The organism is Actinomyces oris (assembly GCF_001937445.1).
Lineage (GTDB): Bacteria > Actinomycetota > Actinomycetes > Actinomycetales > Actinomycetaceae > Actinomyces > Actinomyces acetigenes.
This window is the reverse complement of sequence record NZ_MSKS01000009.1, coordinates 128,507-149,509: the sequence shown is the minus strand read 5'-3', so window position 1 is coordinate 149,509 and position 21,003 is coordinate 128,507. Positions and strand designations below refer to the sequence as shown.

The 21,003-nt window shown below is 68.9% G+C and carries 13 protein-coding genes; 6 read left to right on the top strand and 7 right to left on the bottom strand.

The genetic code is table 11. From position 1 onward, the window contains the following. Positions 1–47: 47 nt before the first annotated feature. On the bottom strand, positions 48–2,315 hold the full coding sequence (locus BKH20_RS02990; protein ID WP_075389883.1) for an FAD-dependent oxidoreductase: 2,268 nt from the start codon (positions 2,313–2,315) through the stop codon (positions 48–50). Between the two features lie 85 nt (positions 2,316–2,400). Between BKH20_RS02990 and BKH20_RS02985 the strand changes: the two genes are divergently transcribed. Beyond that, positions 2,401–3,042, top strand: coding sequence for a TetR/AcrR family transcriptional regulator (locus BKH20_RS02985; RefSeq protein ID WP_075389882.1), 642 nt, complete (start codon positions 2,401–2,403; stop codon positions 3,040–3,042). Positions 3,043–3,885: 843 nt separating this feature from the next. On the opposite strand, the gene sucB is transcribed toward BKH20_RS02985, so the two are convergent. The 3 genes from sucB to BKH20_RS02970 form a co-directional block, all read right to left on the bottom strand. Continuing rightward, the gene (gene sucB / locus BKH20_RS02980) at positions 3,886–5,205 is read right to left on the bottom strand and encodes a 2-oxoglutarate dehydrogenase, E2 component, dihydrolipoamide succinyltransferase (protein ID WP_075389881.1); all 1,320 of its coding nucleotides are present in this window, start codon (positions 5,203–5,205) and stop codon (positions 3,886–3,888) included. Between the two features lie 30 nt (positions 5,206–5,235). Next, positions 5,236–6,609 carry a dihydrolipoyl dehydrogenase gene (gene lpdA / locus BKH20_RS02975; RefSeq protein ID WP_075389880.1) on the bottom strand — a complete coding sequence of 458 codons (1,374 nt, stop codon included), beginning with the start codon at positions 6,607–6,609 and terminating at the stop codon, positions 5,236–5,238. A 238-nt stretch (positions 6,610–6,847) separates the two neighbouring features. Beyond that, positions 6,848–8,860 carry a leucyl aminopeptidase gene (locus BKH20_RS02970; RefSeq protein ID WP_075389879.1) on the bottom strand — a complete coding sequence of 671 codons (2,013 nt, stop codon included), beginning with the start codon at positions 8,858–8,860 and terminating at the stop codon, positions 6,848–6,850. 21 nt (positions 8,861–8,881) lie between these two features. Between BKH20_RS02970 and BKH20_RS02965 the strand changes: the two genes are divergently transcribed. After that, complete coding sequence (locus BKH20_RS02965) at positions 8,882–9,436, top strand: hypothetical protein (protein ID WP_070663074.1); 555 nt, start codon at positions 8,882–8,884, stop codon at positions 9,434–9,436. Between the two features lie 55 nt (positions 9,437–9,491). On the opposite strand, the gene BKH20_RS02960 is transcribed toward BKH20_RS02965, so the two are convergent. Both BKH20_RS02960 and BKH20_RS02955 read right to left on the bottom strand, forming a co-directional pair. Beyond that, entirely contained in the window at positions 9,492–11,459 is a 1,968-nt protein-coding gene (locus BKH20_RS02960; RefSeq protein ID WP_075389878.1) for a chloride channel protein, read from the bottom strand. Beyond that, on the bottom strand, positions 11,459–13,486 hold the full coding sequence (locus tag BKH20_RS02955) for an alpha/beta hydrolase family protein (protein ID WP_075389877.1): 2,028 nt from the start codon (positions 13,484–13,486) through the stop codon (positions 11,459–11,461). Before BKH20_RS02955 ends, BKH20_RS02960 begins: the two co-directional genes overlap by 1 nt. A gap of 351 nt (positions 13,487–13,837) precedes the next feature. Between BKH20_RS02955 and dxs the strand changes: the two genes are divergently transcribed. The 4 genes from dxs to pflA all read left to right on the top strand — a co-directional run bounded on the left by dxs (position 13,838) and on the right by pflA (position 19,609). Then, positions 13,838–15,889 carry a 1-deoxy-D-xylulose-5-phosphate synthase gene (gene dxs, locus BKH20_RS02950; protein WP_075389876.1) on the top strand — a complete coding sequence of 684 codons (2,052 nt, stop codon included), beginning with the start codon at positions 13,838–13,840 and terminating at the stop codon, positions 15,887–15,889. A gap of 384 nt (positions 15,890–16,273) precedes the next feature. After that, a complete protein-coding gene (pflB, locus tag BKH20_RS02945; protein WP_075389875.1) occupies positions 16,274–18,388 on the top strand; it encodes a formate C-acetyltransferase in 2,115 nt (704 codons plus the stop codon). A 76-nt stretch (positions 18,389–18,464) separates the two neighbouring features. Next, positions 18,465–18,710 carry an autonomous glycyl radical cofactor GrcA2 gene (gene grcA2, locus BKH20_RS02940; protein WP_009406209.1) on the top strand — a complete coding sequence of 82 codons (246 nt, stop codon included), beginning with the start codon at positions 18,465–18,467 and terminating at the stop codon, positions 18,708–18,710. Between the two features lie 23 nt (positions 18,711–18,733). After that, positions 18,734–19,609 (top strand): pyruvate formate-lyase-activating protein, encoded by an 876-nt coding sequence (gene pflA, locus BKH20_RS02935; RefSeq protein ID WP_075372270.1) that lies wholly within the window; start codon positions 18,734–18,736, stop codon positions 19,607–19,609. A gap of 115 nt (positions 19,610–19,724) precedes the next feature. Here pflA and BKH20_RS02930 read toward each other — a convergent pair whose 3' ends face one another. After that, a complete protein-coding gene (locus BKH20_RS02930) occupies positions 19,725–20,999 on the bottom strand; it encodes an HRDC domain-containing protein (protein WP_178388539.1) in 1,275 nt (424 codons plus the stop codon). Positions 21,000–21,003: the final 4 nt, after the last annotated feature.

The following is a 21,003-nucleotide window of genomic DNA, read 5'->3' as shown; positions in this document are numbered from 1 at the left end:
CCGCCAGGCACGCTCGATGATCGGGGCGGATACGGCCCGTGCAACGCTCAGTACGGCTCTGTCAGGACTGACGCATAGCCCTCGCGCTCGAGCACGTCTCGTGTGTCTGCCACCATCGCCGCCGAACCGCACAGGTAGACGTCCGTGTTGTCGGGATCGAGCCGGAGGTCATGGGCGAGCGCGGGCAGGGCCTGGGTGACTCGTCCGTGGAACGTGTCCGGCGCCTCCTGGCGGCTCAGACAGCGTACGACGGTCCCCGGCATGGGAGAGCTGATCCTGGCGGTGAGATCCTCGTCCTGGTGAGAGCACCCGAAGAGCAGGGCGTCGCGCTCCAGGTCGGGAGCCTGAGCGAACATGGCCAGCATGGGTGCGATTCCGGTGCCAGTGGCGATGAACAGGCGGCGCCTGCCCGAGTCGATGAGCTCGAATCCACCCAGGGGCAGCTCCACCACTGTCTGCGTGCCCGTGTGCGCGTTCTCAATGAACCGGGAGCCTCGGCCGCCTGTCCGGGTGGAGACGAGCAGCCGAAGGCGATCGTCCTCCAGCCCCGCGATCGAGTAGTCACGCCAGGCGTTGTCACCCACGTGCAGGCGGGCGAACTGCCCCGGCGCCCACGGGCCGATCCCGCCGTCCAGCTGCAGCACCGCCTCCCACACGCTGGGAGTCAGACGTCGCTTGGAGACCAGGGTGGCGCGGTACTTGCCCTCGGGCAGTGTGTGTCCTCTGCGAGCGGCGGAGGCAGTCGGGGCCGTGTGCAGGGCGGAGGTGATGGTGGAATACCCACGCGGTCCGAGGACCTGGCAGGCGGCGGCCACCCCGCCCATCATGGCTCCCATGATGCCGGCGCTCCCGGCGTCCTGGCCGGAGAGGAGCAGGCCGGCAACGGCTGTGCGCGGCCCCAGGGGGCGGGAGCGGTATCTCAACGGAGTGGCCGGAGGCCCGTAGAAGGCCCCCGCAGGATGGGCGGTGTAGTGCTCGTAGGTCAGAGGGGTGGAGGTCTCCGCGTAGTCCACGAGTGCGGTCAGCCCCGGAGCCGCGCTCTCAGCCAGCTCCAGCATGCCTCGGGAGATGCGTTCCTTGAGAGCGGAGTACTCGGGGCCGCGGTGTCCTCGGGAGTGCTCGGCCCACTTCCGGAAGGCCCTCGCGTCGCAGAAGGAGATGAGTTCGGCGGTGTGCGGGGACTCACCGGACTTCAGGGAGGGGAAGGAGACGAAGACGTCACGGGGGTGCCCCGTGAGCAGCGAATCGCTGAACCGCTGTGCGCCCTCGTGATCGAGGTCCCGGTTGACCCAGATGTTGCCGCCATCGATGCCGATGCTGCGTGGGTCGTCACGCAGGCGCAGGAACACGGTGACCGCGGACGTGCCCGCGCCCAGGTGCTCCAGCGTGCGGCGTGCGGGCCCGGTGCGCCGCCCGATCTCACCGAATGTGGGCAGCAGGCGGTTGAAGGTGTTGGAGGCGCCGATGGCGGAGACGATGACCGGTGCACGGTAGATGCGCTCGCGTACCCGAGCGCCGCGGTGGTCCATGACGCGGACCCCGACGGCCGCCCCGTTCTCGGTGAGGATCTCGGTGACCTCCTGGGCGACGCGGACAGCGCCTCCGGCCTGCTCGATGCCCTTCTCGAAGGTGCGGGCAATCCGAGCGCTGCCGCCGCGGGGGAACCAGGCGCCCTGGAGGTAGTGGGAGACGATCAGCGCGTGCACGGCAAAGGCTGATCGGGACGGCGGTAGACCGTAGTCCCCCCACTGACTGGCCAGAACGGCCTTGAGCTCGGGGGAGCGGAAGTGGGCATCCAGATACGCCTGCGTCGTCGTGGTAGCTCGCCGTCTTCCCAGCCACTGGGCCGCTGTGAGCAGCGAGGCCGCAGGTCGGGGGACCATTCCCTGGATGAAACCCAACCTCACCCACCGTGTCACCCGGCGAATGTCCTGGAAGTAACGGTGAATGGCTCTGGCCTCGTCAGGGAAGGCGGTGACCAGATCGCGCTCGTACCGAACCGGATCGCTGCTGACGCGCAAGTCCACTCCCGGGTAGACGAACCTGTCGTAGGCGTCGGGCATGCGGTTCCACTCCAGCTCGCCGCCGGAGAGGTAGTCGAAGTAGGCACGGCCCTGGCTCCCGGGGTCGAGCTGACCGATGTAGTGCACCCCCACGTCCCAGGAGGCGCCGTCGCGCCGGAAGGTGTGTGTCAGTCCGCCCGGTTCCGTATGCCGCTCCAGGACCAGAACTCGCTTGCCGGCGGCGCGCGCCAGGAGGCCGGCGGTCGTCAGGCCTCCGATACCCGAGCCGATCACGATGACGTCGTAGGACATTCTTACCCCTCACGTGCTAGACAGTGTCAAGTCAGCATAGCAGCCAACTGGACACTGTCTAGTAGTTCGGTTCTAGACTCCTCCCATGATCTCTGAATCGACAGGCGCCTCAGGGCGCCGCGGCGGCCGGGACCTGCGCTCCGAGCTGCTGCGAACCAGCAGACAGCTCCTCGATGAATCCGGCCCCAGTGCGCTGAGCATGCGGGAGGTCGCGCGTCGCGCCGGCTGCACGCACCAGGCGCCGTACCACTACTTCGCCAATCGTGAGGCCATCCTGGCGGCGTTGGTACGTGAGGGCTTCGATGAGCTCGCGGACAGGCTCGCCTCGGCGCACGAGGGGCTTGGGAGCACGGATCTGCGCGCGGTCTTGACGGCCTCGGGAACCGCCTACGTTGAGTTCGCGCTACATCATCCCGGGGTGTTCCGGGTGATGTTCCGGCCCGACGTCTGTGACCCCGAACGCTTCCCGGAGGTGGTGCAGGCTGGAGAGCGTGCGCGCCATGAGCTGGCCCGTCTGGCGAAGGCCGTCATGGGTGATGGTGCTCAGCTCGAGGTGGAGGTCCTGATCTGGTCCAGCGTGCACGGCCTGGCCTCACTGCTGCTCGACGGTCCCTTGGCGGGCGAGTTCAGCTCCACGGAGGATCGCATCGACTTCGCCCGCCGCGTCGTCGGGCTGGCTGGGATCCCCTTCGCCGGCAGTGAGTCGACAACGGCCGAGGAGTCCTGAGCCTGAGCGGACGGGGCCGGGCGCGTCGCACCTCCTCACTCCTGAGCCATGTGAGCGTCATGGCTTCTAATGCGTTCGCAGGGATGCTCGCTCGGGGTGGGCAGGTTGCCTTGGAGACGACGGTGGGCTGATGGGCAGGGTCTGAAGAACCGCCGGTGTCCATGGCGCTGACATCAACCCCGCACCGGCGCCGTACGCCGGGGAAAAACCGCAGAATTTCAACGACCTTCAGGGGGGCGCTTCAACGGCGGGCTCGTTGATGTCAGCACGGTGGACACTGGGCTGCCGGCGGGATCGACTTCGTAGGGTCCTGGCGGCGAAGCCGGGTGCCCTCACCTCGGGGAGCGGCTTCACCCTCCCCTGCCAGGCCTTCTCCGACTCCTGCCCTGTGGGGCCCGGAGGAGTCGGTGAAACACCGGCCCTGGCCGCCTACGTCGTAGAGCGGCCCACTCCACGAGGGTGGGGATCCACTGTCCAAGGGTTGTGCGTACTGCACGAAGGCCCCACCCACCTGGAGTACCCCCGACCCTCCTCCAGTAGCGCCCCACCTTCGTGCAGTACAGGCCAGGCGCTATCCAGGCGACCGCGGGTAGTCGCACCGGCCCCCGCCGGGGAGGCGAGCAACGAGAACCAGGCCGGGTTCGTCCGCCGTACCGGTGTCCTGGGACGACGGGCGCCCCGCGCTCGGGCAGACGGTCCTGCTCTTGCTCATCGCGCCGGTGTCTTGAGATGAGGCGCTCGTCGTGCGTCTGAGCACGGAACTCGAGTAGTGGGCAAGACAACGGGGCCCCGCACCGTGATGGTGCGGGGCCCCGTTGACGGCCTAGCGGGCCGAGCGCTGGCTCACAGACCCAGCTCGCCGCCGAAGTCGCCCTCCTCGAGGCGCTTCTTGACCGTCATGAGGTAGCGGGCCGCGTCTGCGCCGTCCACCAGTCGGTGGTCGTAGGACAGGGCCAGGTAGCACACCGAGCGGATGGCGATGACCTCGCCGCCGTCGGCGTCCTTGATGACGCGGGGCTGGCGCTGAATGGCGCCCAGGCCCAGGATCGCGACCTCCGGCTGGTTGATGATCGGGGTGTCGAACAGGGCACCGCCGCTGCCGGTGTTGGTGATCGTGAAGGTCGAGCCGCTGAGCTCGTCGGGGTTGACCTTGTTGTCCCGGGTACGGGCGGCCAGGTCGTTGATGCGCTTGGCCAGCCCGGGGATGTTGAGGTCCCCGGCGTTCTTGACCACCGGCACGAGCAGGCCGCGCGGCGTGTCCACCGCGATGCCGACGTGCTCGACGTCGTGGTAGGTGACGTTCTTGCCCTCGATGGAGGCGTTGATCTTCGGGTGGGCCTTGAGGGCCTCCGTGGCCGCCTGGACGAAGAAGGGCAGGAAGGTCAGCTTGGTGCCGTTCTTGGCCAGGAAGTCATTCTTCGCGCGGGCCCGCAGCGCGGCCACGCGAGTCACGTCCACCTCGACAACGGTGGTCAGCTGGGCGGAGGTCTGCAGGGAGTCGATCATGCGATCGGCGATGACCTGACGCAGTCGGCTCATCTTCTCCGTGCGGCCGCGCAGGGTGGTGTCCACCTCGGGCTTGGCCGAGGCCGACTTGGCCGCGGTGGGCGCCGGCGCCTCAGCAGCCGGAACTGGGGCGGCCGCAGCAGCGCGGGCCTCCTCGGCGGCCTTGGCCGCGGCCTCCACGTCCTGCTTGCGGATGCGTCCGCCCACACCTGTACCGGTGACGGTGGACAGGTCCACGCCCTTGTCCTTGGCGAGCTTGCGCACGATCGGCGTGACGTAGGAGCCCGAGGCTCCAGTGCTCACCGGCGCCGGGGCGGCGGGTGCCGGGGCCTCAGCGGCCGGGGCCGGTGCGGGAGCCGGAGGCTCGGGGGCGGCCTGCGGCGCGGGGGCGGCCGGGGCTGGGGCGGAGCCCGCCTGAGAGGGGTCGCCGATGATGGCCAGGACGGTGCCGACCTCGACGGTCTCGTCCTCGGGGACACGGATCTCCAGCAGGACGCCGGATGCGGGGGAGGGGACCTCGGTGTCGACCTTGTCGGTAGCGACCTCCAGCAGGGGCTCGTCGGCCTCGACGGTGTCTCCCACGGCCTTGAGCCAGGAGGAGACCGTCCCCTCGGTGACGGACTCACCCAGGGCGGGCATCTTCACGGACTCTGACATTGCTGTCTTCCTTACTCTCGTCTAGCTGGATCAGCCGTGGTTGTGCAGCGGCTTGCCGGCGAGGACCATGGCGGCCTCGCCGAGGGTCTCGTTCTGGGTGGGGTGGGCGTGGACCAGGGAGGCGACGTCGTCGGCGTCGGCCTCCCAGGACACCATGAGCTGGCCCTCTCCGACCTGCTCGCCCATGCGGGCGCCGATGGCGTGGAAGCCCACGATGGGGCCGTCCTTGAGGGAGACGAGCTTGACGAAGCCCTGGGTCCCCAGGATCTGGCTCTTGGCGTTGCCTGCCACGTTGAACTCGGCGGTGGTGATGTTGTCCTTGCCGTGGATCTCGGCGGCCTTGGCCTCCGACAGCCCCACCGAGGCGATCTCGGGCTCGCAGAAGGTGACCTTGGGGACCAGGACGTCGTTGACCGGCGTGGGGTCCAGGCCCGCGATCTTCTCCGCCACGACAATGCCCTGGGCGAAGCCGCGGTGGGCGAGCTGGACGCCGGGAACGATGTCGCCCACCGCCCACACGCCGGGGACATTGGTGCGGCCGTACTCGTCGGCCAGGACGAAGCCACGGTCCATGGAGACCCCGACCTCCTCGTAGCCCAGGTTGGCCGTGGCCGGTCCGCGCCCCACGGCGATGAGGAGGACCTCGGCCTCGTGGGTCTTGCCGTCCTGGGTGCGCACGGTCACCCCACCGTCGTGGCGCTCAACCGACTCGAACATCGTGTTGGTGCGGAAGGTGATCTTGCGCTTGCGGAAGGCGCGCTCGAGCTGCTTGGAGATCGCCTCGTCCTCGTTGGGCACCAGGTGGGGCAGCCCCTCGATGATGGTGACCTGGCTGCCCATGGAGGCCCAGGCCGAGGCGAACTCCACCCCGATGACGCCGCCGCCCAGGATCACTGCCGAAGCGGGGACATGGTCCATCTCCAGGGCCTCCTCGGAGGTGATGACGCCTCCGGAGATCTCCTGCCCGATGGTCTTGGAGTAGGAGCCGGAAGCGAGGATCACATTGCGGCCGGTGATGCGGCGACCGTCAACGTCGACGGCGTCGGCAGCAACCAGACGTCCCCAGCCCTGGATCAGATCGATGCCCCGCGAGGAGACCAGGCCCTCAAGGCCCTTGTGCATCCGCGAGACGATGCTGTTCTTGTACTTCTGGACTCCCGGCATGTCCACGCCCTCGAAGGCGGCCTTGATGCCCACCGTGGCGGCCTCGCGCACGGCATCGGCGGTCTCGGCGGCATGCAGCAAGGCCTTGGTGGGCACGCAGCCGCGGTGGAGGCATGTGCCCCCCAGCTTGTCCGCCTCGATCAGGGCGACCTTGAGGCCCAGCTGGGCGCCACGCAGGGCGGCGGCGTAGCCCCCCGATCCCGCGCCCAGAATGACCATGTCGTAGACGGTCTCTGTCACGAACTCACTCCTTGTTGCTTGGTCATGTCGCCCACGGAGGGCGGCTCGGCACGGGGCCATTGTTCCATCTGAAGAGGGCGTACAGGAGCCAGGGGGGTTGCTGTTGAGGGACCAGAGTCCTGAAAACGGGGTGAGACGCATCACTGTACATGGGCGGTACTGATAACGAACCCGTGCCGGGGCGCTTACGCAAGGCCCCGGCACGGGTGTCGTTGACCCGTCTCCGACGAACGAGGGTTCAGGAAAGGATGCTGACCTCGGCGGACAGAGAACGGAGCAGCTCCACCAGAGTGGAGACCCCCATGCCCGTCCCGCCGGTCGGAGTCAGTCCCCAAGGCGAGGAGTCGTTGTAGGCGGGGCCTGCGATGTCGAGGTGGGCCCATGGCCGCCGCCCGACGAACTCGCGCAGGAACAGCCCGGCCGAGAGCATCCCGCCGGCGCGCGAGCCGACCTTGGTGTTGCGCAGGTCGGCGAAGGGCGAGTCCAGGGTGGCACGCAGGTGTGCGGGCAGCGGCATCGGCCAGAAGGACTCTCCCGCCCGCTGCGCCGCGGCGACGACCTCCTCTCGAAGGTCCGGTGTCCCCATGACGGCGGCCACGTGATCGCCCAGGGCCACGATCTGCGCCCCGGTGAGGGTGGCCACGTCCAGGACGGCATCGGGCTCCTCCGTGACGGCCCGGGCCAGGGCGTCGGCCATGACCAGGCGGCCCTCGGCGTCGGTGTTGGTCACCTCCACGGTGGTGCCGTCGAACATCGTGATGACGTCGCTGGGGCGCTGGGCGTCTGCCCCGGGCATGTTCTCGGCCAGCGCCAGCCACGCGGTGACGCGGATCGGAAGCGCCAGGCGCGCGGCCGTGACGATGGCGCCCAGCACGGTGGCGGCCCCCGCCATGTCTGACTTCATCTCCGGCATGGAGGAGGCCGGCTTGAGGGACAGGCCGCCGGAGTCGAAGGTGATGCCCTTGCCGATGAGGGCGACGTGCTTGGGGCGGCCGGCTGCGCCGTCGCCCTCGGCCTGTGAACTCGCCCGCCCGCCGGCGGCCTCGGCTGCGTGCACCGGCGACCACTCCAGACGGACCAGGCGCGCCGGGTGCACCGAGCCCCGAGCCACGCCGAGGATCCCCCCGAAGCCCTGCTCGACCAGTGCCGGGGCGTCCCAGATCTCTACACGGATGCCGGCCGCCTGCCCGGCTGCACGGGCCCTCTCGGCGAAGACCTGCGGAGTCAGTCGGTTCGGCGGCTCGTTGACCAGATCCCGGGTCAGCGCCGTGGCCTGGGCCAGCGCCAGTGCTCCCGCCATCGCCTCCTGCCCCTCGGGGGTGTCGGCCAGGGGGGAGACGATGAAGATGCTCTTGAGCGGGGAGGTCCACTTCGAGGTCTTCTCCTGGCCGGGGCGGTCCTCGTTCTTCGTCGCGCTCCAGGAGTAGGCGCCCAGAGCGGCTCCGTGCACGACGGCGGCGAGCTGCTCCTCGCAGAGCGCGGGCAGTGCCAGGACCGCGGAGTCGGTCCCGGCCAGTGCTCGGGTGGCGCGTCCGGCGGCCCGGCGCAGGAGACCGGTCTGGTCGTAGCCCAGCGCGGCCTCGTCGTCGGTGATGACGGCGAGCGGGTCGGTGTCGGCCCAGCCTGTTCCGACGCCGACTATGAGGATCGTCGCCGGTCCCCGGTAGCCCTGGCCGGTCACCGAGGAGGAGGGCAGGCGCACCACGGAGTCCTGGGCGCCTGAGAAGCCCAGAGACGGCAGCAGGGTCACGAGTGCGTTGATGTCCAGGTCCTCCAGGGCGGTGCTCGAGGGCGGCTGGAGGCCCTCCAGGAGGATCTCGGGTGCCTCGGCCCCGTCCCGGCCCGGCGCTGCGGCCAGGACGAGCACGTCGGCCTCGGTGCCGGAGGCGTCATCAGGCCCGACTCCGGACGGCGCATCGGATTCGCTGCCCGTGGCGGTGGCACCGTCGGTATCGTCCTCCTGGGCCTCGGAGGTCTCCTCGTCGCCGTCGGAGTCCTGCTTCAGGACCTGCTCGGCGGCTTCGGTATCTGTCGAGCCGGCTCCGTCCCTGGCGGCGGGAGCCTCGGAGCTCTCGGTCTCCTCGACCGTGTCGACCTCGGCCTGACTGCTGAGGTCGGTATCCTTGCGGTCATCCTCCGCCGAGGCGCGTGCGTTCAGGGATTTGGTCAACTTAATGGTGCTCACGTTGTGAATAGTAACGTTCTGGCATTGGTTGGAGGTTGAACCGGTGCTGCGCGTGCCGAAGGTCATCACATGGAAAGGTCGTTCCTCATGGACGAGCGCTCATCGGTACGTCCGGTTCAGGACACCCGTCGTCCCGCGTACGGGTGGGGACGGATCCTGGTCGGCGTCTTCGCCGTCTTCGGGGCGGTCGTTCTTGTCCCCTCCCTGACGACGCTGCTGAGAAGCCCCGATGAGGAGCCCGCGGTCTGGTCCTTCAACCTGCTGGGGGGCGGCCTGTACATCCTGCTGGCCGTCTGCGTGGCCCACAACGGGCGCCGGATGCGCAACATCGGCTGGATGTGTCTGGGGGCTCTGGCCACCATGGCGGTGCTCATCGGCATCCTCACCCTGCCCGCCTCCTCGCCCGGCGAGCTCAACGACTCGGTGTGGGCCCACTGGGGCCGGTCCCGGTGCTACCTGCCGGCGATCCTCCCGGTGGTCGCCGCTGCGTGGATGTGGATGTCCGATCCCCGGCGCATCGTGGCCAATGCCGAGCGCATCACGGAACTGTCCGACACCCTCACCGAGAGCATCACCGAGAAGGCGCGAGCGGTTCAGGAGGGCCGGACTCACAAGACTCCGCGCAGTGGTCGGGATCGGTGAGGCGCTACGGCGTGCCCTGAACGGCTTCTGAGCGCGTCGAGCCTCCGGCGGACTCTCATCGGCGCCGGGAACGGCGCGAGCTGCGCGGGCTGATTCGGCTGATGCGGCTGATGCGGCTGATGCGGCTGATCCTTCCGATTCTGCGCGGAGGAACAGGGCGGGAGTGCCACTTGTCCTGAAGCCGTGAGCCCCAGGAGGTGTAGGTGGCGGCGGCTGCACGGGCCTGCGCCTGGACCTCGTAGAGCCGTTCGACGACGATCCTGTGGGACACCCAGCCCACCAGCTCCTCCGCACCGGAACCGGCTGCCCGGGCAACCACCGGAAGCCCCTCCATGCGGGTACCGGTCAGGGCCTGAAGCACGTCGGTCGCCTCGTCCTCGCAGTGCAGACGGTCGCGGACCAGCGGCAGGTCCGCCAGCGTCGCCGGCCGGGCAGAGGCGTCGTCGGACTCATCGCTCAGGATCGTTCCGGCGAGCTGAGCGGCCGTCACACAACCAAGCAGCTCGCCGGTGCCATCCTGTCCGCCGGTGACCACGGGCAGGGCTGAGACGCCACGCCGGTTCATCACGGAGGCGGCCTGGCTGAGCGGCGCCGTGGCCTGGAGCACGTCGGGCGGGTCCACCATGAGCCGGGAGGCGTGGGTGCGCCCCAGGAGCGTGGTGGACATCGGGTCCTCGACATCCTCTCCGCGACGACGCAGCTCCTCGGTGAACAACGTGCCGCGTGACAGGAACCTGCTGATGAAGGTGGCCAGTACCGTGGCCAGCATGAGAGGCACCAGCAGCGCGTGCTGCCCGGTCATCTCGATGATGAGCAGGACCGCCGTCATCGGGGCGCGAGCCGCACCGGCGAAGACCGCTCCCATACCGATCACCCCGAAGACCCCGGCGGCCGGCGCGTAGCTGGGAGCCACGAGGGTGCCGAAGGCCGCGCCGAGCGTCCCACCGATGAACAGGGACGGGGCGAACACCCCGCCGATGAAACCCATCCCCAGAGTCAAGGAGGTCGCCAGCATCTTGGCCACGCACAGCACCAGCAGCAGCGTCAGGGCGTAGCGTCCCGCCAGCGCCCGGTTGAGAGTGGCTGACGACTCGCCGTACATCTCGGGCAGAATCAGGAGAGTCGCACCGACCGCGAGCCCGCCGATGCCCGGACGCGCCCAGATCGGAACGCCCAGCCGCTGCCAGGCGCGGGTCAGGGCGTCGAGGATGACGAAGCGAAGACGCATGAAGCCGATACCGACGCCCCCGCCCACGACTCCCAGCAGCGCGACCCAGCCCAGCTGGGCATCGCCGGACAGATCCAGGTAGGGAAGTGACAGCGACAGCGTCGTCCCCAGCAGGTGGTGAGACAGGACCGTCGAGGAGACACAGGCCAGGACAATGACGATGAAGGCGTCGGCGCTGAAGCCCATGAGGATGACCTCCAGGGCGAAGAAGGCCCCGGCCAGCGGCGCGTTGAAGGCGGAGGCGATGCCGGCGGCCGTCCCGGCGGCCGCCAGGTGACGGATCGAGGACCTGGGCAGCCGCAGCCCCCGTCCGATGATGTTCGCCGTCGACGCGCCCAGCTCGGCGATCGGCCCTTCCGGACCGACCGAGCCTCCGCCGCCGATCGTCAGCGCGGCCGACGTCGTCGCGGCCAGAGCCGGCAGGGGCGCCATGGTGCCGTCGCCGTGGCGAGTCGACCAGATGACGCCGGCCACCCCGTGGCCCGTGGGGGTGTGGCCCAGTCGGGACATCAATGGTCCTGTCAAGAGACCGGAGAGCACCGGGGCGACCAGGACGAACCAGCTCCCCAAAGGCGCCAGAAGCCCAACCGAGGGCCCCATCGACATGGTGTAGTCGTCAGCTCCGCTCAGCAGCCGGGACCAGGCGTCGATCCCCAGCCGGAACAGCACCGCCCCCAGGCCCGAGGCGAGCCCTACCAGCACTGCCAGGATGTAGAGGCCGAAACGATGATGGCGGAAGAGGCTGCCTGCGCGTCGCGACAGGGGGCCAGACAGCCTCTCCCACACGCGATCCATCAGTGCAGGTTCTCCACCTTGACCGTGAAGGTCTCCTCCTCACCCCGCCCGTCGGCCTGGGAGGACGCTGCGCCGATCCTCCACACCTGCCGGTAGAAGCTGAGCTCAGCCTCATAACGCCGCCGGATGTTCGCCGCCAGACGGAAGCCGTGGCCCTCGCCCTGGAAAACCTCCAAGGCCACCGGTGCGCCGGCCTCCTTGAGGGCCTCGTACATGGCGGTGGCCTGCTCGGCCGGGACGATCGGATCCTCCGAGCCCTGGATGAGCAGCAGCGGAACGTTGATGTCCTCGATGTGGTTGATGGGGCTGCGCTCATCGAGCACCGGGTCGTCGATGTCCTGGGTGCCCACGAGCTGGCCGATGTAGTGCGACTCGAACTTGTGGGTGGTGCGCACCAGCCTCTTGAGATCGGTCACGCCGAAGCAGGAGCTGGCCGCCGTGAACACCGAGGAGCGGGTGATGGCCGACAGCACCGTGAAGCCCCCGGCCGAACCTCCACGGATCGCGATACGGCGTGGGTCCACGAGCCCGGCGTCAACCAGGTGCTGGGCCCCGTTGACACAGTCGTCGACGTCGTAGACGCCCCATTTGCCCTCCAGGGCCTTACGGTAACCCGTCCCGTAGCCCATGGAGCCGCGGTAGTTGACATCCAGGTAGCCGAAGCCCCGACTGGTCCAGTACTGGATACGCAAGTCGTAGCCGGGGACGGCCGTGGCCGTCGGCCCGCCGTGGACGTTGACGATCAGTGGCGCCAGCTCGCCGTCGGGGCCCGTGTGAGAGGCCGAGGTCGGCGGGTAGTAGAAGCCGTGGGCGGTGGCGCCGTCGCTCGTGGGCCAGGAGACCGGCTCGGGGAAGGACACTCCGGCCCCCTCAGGCACGAACTCGCCCGAGCCGCGCAGCACCTGCACGGTACCGTTCTTGACCTCCACGATGCTGGGCATCGACATCTCGTTGGAGGCCAGCATGACGACGCGACCGGCGTTGGAGGCGACGTTGCCGATCGGCTGCCACCCCACGTTCCACTCCTCGAGCTCCCCGTTGGCGAGCTTGATGGTCCCCAGGTGCGAGATCGCGTCATGGGCCCATGAGGTGATGATGTGCTCGGAGTCGAGCACGTCGAAGGAGTGCGGCCCCAGCTGCCAGGCCGGGTTGGTGAAGGTGGCCTCGGCCGGGTGCAGGGGCCGGGTGCGCAGCTTCTCCGACCAGCCGGCGCGGTTGGTGCCGCGCACCGGGAAGCCCTCGGTGCGGTAGAGGTTCCAGAAGCCCGAGGCGTTGGAGCCGTGCACCAGCTCGCACTCCTCGGTCCAGCGGGGCTCGGAGACCGAGTGCCCGTCGCCGCCATCCACCCGCGTCTGCTCGCCGAGAGTCCCGTCCTGGCCGAGGTCTCCCACGTGCAGGCAGGCGTTGTCCCACGGCATCCCCGGGTGGTCCCAGGTGATCCAGGCCAGGTGCTCACCGTCGGGGGACAGCGTCGGGGCGACCACGAAGTCCGTACCCGACACCAGCGTGCGCACGCGGGAGTCATCGCGGGCGGCCGAGCCGTCCAGAGGAATCGCCGCCAGGGTGTTCACGGCCTCGCCGTCGCCTCGGTGGTCCTCGCGGACGGCGTAGACCAGTCCTCGGCCCGTGTCGATCTCCAGGTCGCCGTGTCGTACGTCTCCGTAGATCGTGAGCGGGACCAGACCGCGCATGCGGTGCGTCACGTCGTACCGGTAGAGGCGCCCGTCCCCGGCGTGCGAGACCACGATGATCCCACTGTCGACGGCGTAGGCCCGCCCTCCGTACTCGTGCACCCGGGTGCGCACATCGACCAGCTCGTCGGCGGGCGTCAGCGGAAGCACCTCACCGATCTGGCCGTCGCCGTTGCGGCGAAGCAGCACGTTGCGGCCCGCCTGCGAGGCGCGCTGCTCCACCCAGTAGGTGTCTGCGCCGTCCACACGGACCTGGGAGAGCAGGACCGTCCGGGTCGTGATGGTGCCTGGAGTGATGGGCGAGGGCCAGGTACCGAAAGGGGCTGTGGTGCTCATGGTTCCTCCTGGAAGGCAGTCCTAAGGGGCGGTCGGGCGATCGGAACGACGCCGTGGAGCGGTGGGCGCGGACGGCTCGACACCCAAGGCATACAGTACGTGCTCAGCCGTGACCCGCGTGACACGCGGCCGCACAGTGGTCGGCGCGGCTCTATGCCGAGCGCCCCTGGACCGCTCAGGAGCGTCTATCCGGGGAGCCGTGCACGGTCACCGGGGCGGGGAAGGGACCGCGTCAGGTGACACTTGCGCCGCGCCAACGGCTACCCTGTTCCGAGTGCCGCTCGGCGACCCGCCGGCTTGCTCATGAGCGGCACGAACGACTCGTCACCACCTTCCTCAAGGAGGCGCACCGTGCCAGCAGCTGCTGAGCGCCCTGGAGGGCCCGCCGGCAAGGCGCTCCTGCCCTGCGTGCGCAAGCCCGCCGACCTCGATCGGCTCACCAGCGAGCAGCTGGTGATGCTCGCCTCGGAGATCCGCCAGTATCTTGTCGCCTCAGTGGCGCGCACCGGCGGCCACCTCGGCCCCAACCTCGGCGTCGTCGAGCTGACGATCGCACTGCACCGGACCTTCCGCTCACCGCGGGACACCATCGTGTTCGACACCGGGCACCAGGCCTACGTCCACAAGCTGCTCACCGGCCGTCAGGACTTCACTCATCTGCGAGAGCGGGGCGGCCTGTCCGGCTACCCCTCGCGCGCCGAGTCCGTCCACGACGTCGTGGAGAACTCCCACGCCTCCACCTCCCTGTCCTGGGCTGACGGCATCGCCCGGGCCAACCACCTGCAGGGCCACGACGAGCGCCACGTCGTCGCCGTCATCGGGGACGGGGCCATGACCGGGGGAATGGCCTGGGAGGCCCTGGACAACATCGCCGACTCCTCGGATCGCCACCTGGTCATCGTCGTCAACGACAACGGCCGCTCCTACGCCCCCACCATCGGGGGACTGGCCCACCACCTCGACGCGCTGCGCACCAATCCCGGCTACGAGCGCGTCCTGTCCGGGATCAAGCGCACGCTCCTGTCGCAGGGCGTCCCCGGCCGGGCCGCCTTCGACGCCCTGCACGGCCTCAAACAGGGGCTCAAGGACGTCCTCGTCCCCTCGGCCTTCTTCGAGGACCTGGGGATCAAGTACACCGGCCCGGTCGACGGCCACGACATCACGGCAGTCGAGTTCGCCCTCACTCGCGCCCGCGAGTACGCCGAACCGGTCATCGTCCACGTCATCACCGAGAAGGGGCGGGGCTACACCCCGGCCGAGGAGCACGTCCCCGACCGCTTCCACGCCGTGGGGAAGATCCATCCCGAGACCGGCTTGCCGGTGGTGGCAGAGCGCTTCGGCTGGACCGCCGTCTTCGCCGAAGAGATCCTCTCCCTGGCCCGCGGTGACAAAAGGATCGTCGGGGTCACCGCCGCCATGCAGGCCCCGGTGGGTCTCCAGCCTCTGGCCGATGCGATGCCTACGCGGGTCGTCGACGTCGGCATCGCCGAGCAGCACGCGCTGACCTTCTCCGCCGGGCTCGCCTTCGCCGGCATGCACCCGGTGGTGGCCCTCTACGCGACCTTCCTCAACCGCGCCTTCGACCAGGTGCTCATGGATGTCGCCCTGCACCGGGCGGGAGTGACGATCGTCCTGGACCGGGCCGGAATCACGGGAACCGACGGGGCCAGCCACAATGGCATGTGGGACATGGCGCTCCTGGCGCACGTTCCGGGCCTGCGCCTGGCAGCCCCCCGCGATGAGGCGACGCTGCGCGAGAGCCTGCGCACGGCCGTGAGCATTGACGACGCCCCCACCGTCGTGCGCTACCCCAAGGGCGCGCTGCCCGAGCCATTGACCGCGTTGCGCCGCCTCGGTTCGGGAGAGGAGGACCCCGGGCGCCGTGAGGAGGCGGCGCACGAGGACGCCCGGCCGGCCCCCTGTGCCTTCGACGTCGTCGACGTCCTGCTCGAGAGTCTGCGGCCGACTGGCGCCGCGCGCATCCTGCTGGTGGGGGTGGGCGCCATGGCAGCCGAGGCCTATGAGGCCGGCCGGCTTCTCCAGCAGGAGGGCCGCGCCGTCACCGTGGTGCATCCGCACTGGGTCATCCCGGCTCCGGCTCCTCTCGTGGCGGCCGCCGCCGATGTCGATGTCGTCGTCGTGGTCGAGGACGGTCTGGTCGACGGCGGTATCGGTTCCCAGCTGCGTGACGCGGTCGAGGAGTACCAGGCCGTCCGCAGCGGTACAGGAGGCTCGCCGGTCTTCCGCCGCATCGGTATTCCCCGACGGTTCGTTGACACGGCCACCCGCGCTCAGCTGATGGAGGACTTCGGCATGCGCGCGGTCGATATCGCCCAGGCGGCCCGCAGAGCGGCCGACGGCGTCGCAGGTGCCCGCACCGACCAGGACCTTGGGGCCGAGTAGGGAACGAGTAGGGAGGCGGAGACGGCAACTCGGCTCCGGTTCCCGGCCGGGGGCCCGGAGCCGTTGGGACACCTGTCCTAATCGCCTTGGTCGGACGACGTGCGCAGAACGCGGCTCCATTCGTCTCCGTTGCCGAAGGCCGGACGGGGTTATCGGCCGGCGACGCACTTCCTTCCAGGGGGTCGATATAAGGACTTATGTCCTGGATTGCGGTGGCGTTGATCGGCCTGTGAGTCATCTAACCGACTCTTCTTGGGACCAGTGGCCCACAAGCCATCCTTTGGGTTCTAGTCTGAGACCGACGGCGCGCCGATGTGCCGCCTCGCCTCACAAGGGCGATCGCAACCGGGTGGCTCTCCGGTCACCCACATGAGGAGGGCACGGATGACCACTGAGGTCACAACATCTGCCACCACGGCGAGCGGCAATGACGCCTGGGAGGGCTTCGTCACCGGACCGTGGACCGAGGACATTGACGTCCGCGACTTCATCCAGCGCAACTACACCCCCTACGATGGCGACGCCTCGTTCCTCGCCGGCGCCACGGACAAGACCCTGCGCCTGTGGGACACCCTGGAGAAGAACTACCTCTCCGAGGAGCGCAAGGTCCGCATCCTCGACGTCGACACCCACACTCCCGCTGACATCGACGCATTCCCGGCCGGCTACATCAGCGAGGATGACGACGTCATCGTTGGCCTGCAGACGGACTCCCCGCTGCGCCGTGCCATGATGCCCAACGGCGGCTGGCGCATGGTGGAGACCGCCATCAAGGAGGCGGGCAAGGAGGTCGACCCCGAGGTCAAGAAGATCTTCACCCGCTACCGCAAGACCCACAACGACGCGGTCTTCGACATCTACACCCCGCGCATCCGCGCGGCGCGCTCGAGCCACATCATCACCGGCCTGCCCGATGCCTACGGCCGTGGCCGCATCATTGGTGACTACCGCCGTGTGGCGCTCTATGGCGTCGACTTCCTCATCGAGCAGAAGCAGAAGGCCAAGGACGCCGTGGCCGACGAGCCCTTCTCCGAGCACTGGGCCCGCTACCGCGAGGAGCACTCCGAGCAGATCAAGGCGCTCAAGAAGCTCAAGGTGATGGCCGCCTCCTACGGCTACGACATCTCCGGCCCGGCCAAGAACTCCCATGAGGCGGTCCAGTGGACCTACTTCGCCTACCTGGCCTCCGTGAAGTCCCAGGACGGTGCCGCCATGAGCATCGGCCGTCTGTCCGCCTTCCTGGACATCTACTTCGAGCGGGACCTGCGCAACGGGGTCATCGACGAGTCCCGCGCCCAGGAGCTCATCGACAACATCGTCATGAAGCTGCGCATCACGCGCTTCCTGCGCACCATCGACTACGACCAGATCTTCTCCGGTGACCCCTACTGGGCAACCTGGTCGGACGCCGGCTTCGGTGAGGACGGCCGTGCCCTGGTCACCAAGACCTCCTTCCGTCTGCTGCAGACCCTGCGCAACCTCGGGCCGGCCCCGGAGCCGAACATCACGATCTTCTGGGATGAGAACCTGCCGCAGGGCTACAAGGACTTCTGCGCCCTCATCTCGATCACGACCTCCTCCATCCAGTACGAGGCCGACGAGCAGATCCGTGAGCACTGGGGCGACGACGCCGCGATCGCCTGCTGCGTGTCCCCGATGCGCGTGGGCAAGCAGATGCAGTTCTTCGGCGCTCGCGTCAACTCCGCCAAGGCCCTGCTCTACGCCATCAACGGTGGCCGTGACGAGATGACCGGCAAGCAGGTCGTCACCGGTCTGCCCGGCATCGAGGGCGATAGCCCCCTCGACTTCGATGAGGTCTGGGACAAGTACGAGAAGATGCTTGACTGGGTGGTGGCCACCTACGTCGAGGCCCTCAACATCATTCACTACTGCCACGACCGCTACGCCTACGAGGCGATCGAGATGGCGCTGCACGACTCCGACATCGTGCGCACCATGGGCTGCGGCATCGCAGGCCTGTCGATCGTGGCCGACTCGCTGGCGGCCATCAAGTACGCCAAGGTCACCCCGGTTCGCGACGAGACCGGCCTGGTGGTCGACTACGTCACCGAGGGCGACTTCCCGATCTACGGCAACGATGACGACCGCGCCGACGACATCGCGGCCACCGTGGTCCACACGATCATGTCGAAGATCAAGGCCCAGCCCTTCTACCGGGATGCCATCCCGACGCAGTCGGTGCTGACGATCACCTCCAACGTGGTCTACGGCAAGGCAACCGGCTCCTTCCCCTCGGGGCACCAGAAGGGCACCCCCTTCTCGCCCGGAGCCAACCCGGAGAACGGGATGGACACCCACGGAATGGTCGCCTCGATGCTCAGCGTCGGCAAGCTCGACTACAACGACGCCCTCGATGGCATCTCGCTGACCAACACGATCACCCCGCAGGGACTGGGCCGCACTCTCGACGAGCGCGTCGCCAACCTCGTGGGCATCCTCGACGCCGGCTTCGTCCCCGACGACTGCGCCGAGATCTGATCGAGCCGCTCACCCGGCCGATCACACCGCAGCAATTTCTCACACATCGATAACATCACCTCAGAAAGGGGCCATCATGGCCACGTACGAAGAGCGCCTCGCCTCCATGAAGGCACAGCGTCAGGACAACGGCGGCGTCAAGGGCCTGTACCACGCCAACATCAACGTCCTGGACCGCAACACCCTCGAGGACGCGATGGAGCACCCGGAGAACTACCCGAACCTCACGGTTCGTGTCTCCGGCTACGCCGTCAACTTCGTCAAGCTGACTCGCGAGCAGCAGCTTGACGTTCTTCACCGCACCTTCCACTCCCAGGCCTGAGCCCTGGAGCACGGCGAGCGGTCATGACGCAGGCCACGACGACCGTGCGCGACGGCGGTCGGGACCAGGACTTCCTGGCCCCGGCCGCTCGCTTGCGCGGTGCGGGTATCGGCGGGCTCGAGGAGCTGACGGATCTTCAACGCTCGGAGCGCCTGGCCCGGATGCGCGATGGCGACCTGGGCTCGATCCACTCCTGGGAGCTCGTGACCGCGGTGGACGGTCCCGGCACACGGATGACGGTCTTCCTCAACGGATGCCCCCTGCGGTGCCTGTACTGCCATAATCCCGATACCTTCCTCATGAAGGACGGGGAACCTGTGGAGGCGTCGGAGCTTCTCCGCCGCATGCGCCGCTACCGGGGGGTGTTCCGCGCGTCCAAGGGCGGGATCACGTTGTCGGGCGGTGAGGTCCTCATGCAGCCGGCCTTCGCGGGCAAGCTCCTGGCCGGGGCCAAGAAGATGGGCATCCACACCTGCATCGACACCTCAGGGTTCCTGGGCGCCAATGCCAGCGATGAGATGCTCGATGACATCGACCTGGTCCTGCTCGACGTCAAGAGCGGTGACGAGGAGACCTACAAGAAGGTGACGGGGCGCTCCCTGGCTCCGACCATCACCTTCGGGGATCGTCTGGCGGCTAAGGGGATCGAGATCTGGGCCAGGTTCGTGCTGGTTCCGGACCTGACGGACGACCCTGAGAACGTCCATAATGTGGCCCGGATCATTGAGCGCTGGGGCTCGGTCAGCCGCGTCGAGGTGCTGCCCTTCCACCAGATGGGTACCGACAAGTGGGACGCGCTGGGACTGACGTATCAGCTTCGTGACACCAGGCCCCCGGAGCCGGAGCTGGTGGAGTCCACTCGCGCCATCTTCCGTTCCTACGGTTTCGAGGTTCACTGAGGCCTGCGTAGGCCACTGGTTTCTCGTGCCGAGTTCTCCTGGCGAGACTTCCGTCGTGCGCCGTCCACGTCACCGTGGGCGGCGCACTGTGGTAGGCGCCGGGCCGGGCGACCTGTCAGCCCAGTGCTGCCGCGAGGGCGGGGGAGGCCTGCTCGATCTGCCACGGTCTGGCTCCCATGGCGGCCAGGCGCTCACTGATCTCCTGAGCGGTGATTCTGCTGGTTCGTCCGGCCTCGATCTCCTCGCCGAGGTCCCAGGCCAGGTGACGTTGGCACCCGGGGGTCAGGAGGAGCTCCTGGGGCACGCGGATTTCCTCAGCGTGCCGCCTGATGGCGCCGCGTACGTCGGTGAGCAGCTCGGCGGCCGCGGCGTGGTGGCGCTGCCACGTGCGCGGGTGGGGGAGCTCGCCGGGCGCCAGTGGCGCGCGGGTGGGGGGAAGTTCGTCGTCGGGCAGCTCCAGGGCGCGTTCGATGGCTCTCCACCAGCGTTCCTGGTTCTGGCGGGCCTGGCGGGAGGAGAACTCCTTGAGGGCGCTCATCTTGCGTCGTGATCGGGGCCGGGCGACGGCGGCGGCGACGAGCGCCTGGTGGGGCAGGACCTTGGAGGGGGTGCGGTCGAGCTCTGCGGCCAGCTGCTCGCGCGAGTTCCACAGCTCGCGCAGGATGGCCAGTGAGCGGGGGGAGCGTACGGCGCTTCCTGCTCGTGGGGTCTTGCGCCATGGGTCGACCTTGGCCGGCCTGGCCGGTTTGGTGCGCACGTGCTCGAACTCCTGGGCGGCCCACTGCTCCTTGCCGGCTGCTTCGAGCTCAGTGGCCAGGGCGTTGCGCAGGTCGATGAGCAGCTCGACGTCGAGGGCGGCGTAGGTGAGCCAGGAGGTGGGCAGGGGCCGGGTGGACCAGTCCGCTGCCGCGTGGTCCTTGGCCAGGCGCAGTCCTAGCGTCTCCTCGATGACGGCGCCGAGCCCCACGTGCTGGCGGCCCAGGAGGCGGGCTGCCAGTTCGGTGTCGAACAGGGAGGCGGCCTTCAGGCCGAGCGCAGTCAGGCAGGGGATGTCCTGGTCGGCGGCGTGGAGGATCCATTCGGGTCCGTCGAGGGCTGTGGCCAGCTCGGTCAGGGGCCCGGTGGTGACCGGGTCGATGAGAAGGGTGCCGACGCCGTCTCGGCGGAGCTGGATGAGATAGGCGTCCTGTCCGTAGCGGAAGCCGGAGGCCCGTTCGGCGTCGACGGCGACGGGGCCCTGTCCTCCCGCCAGGAGCCGAGCAGCTCGGTTCAGCTGGGTGGGGGTGGCGGTGATCTCGGGGAGCCCGTCCCGGGGGCGGGGGTAGTCGACGATGTCGTGCGGGCTGATGGGGTGGTCCGTCGTCCCGGGGGGGACGGCTGGGCGGGGCACGGCC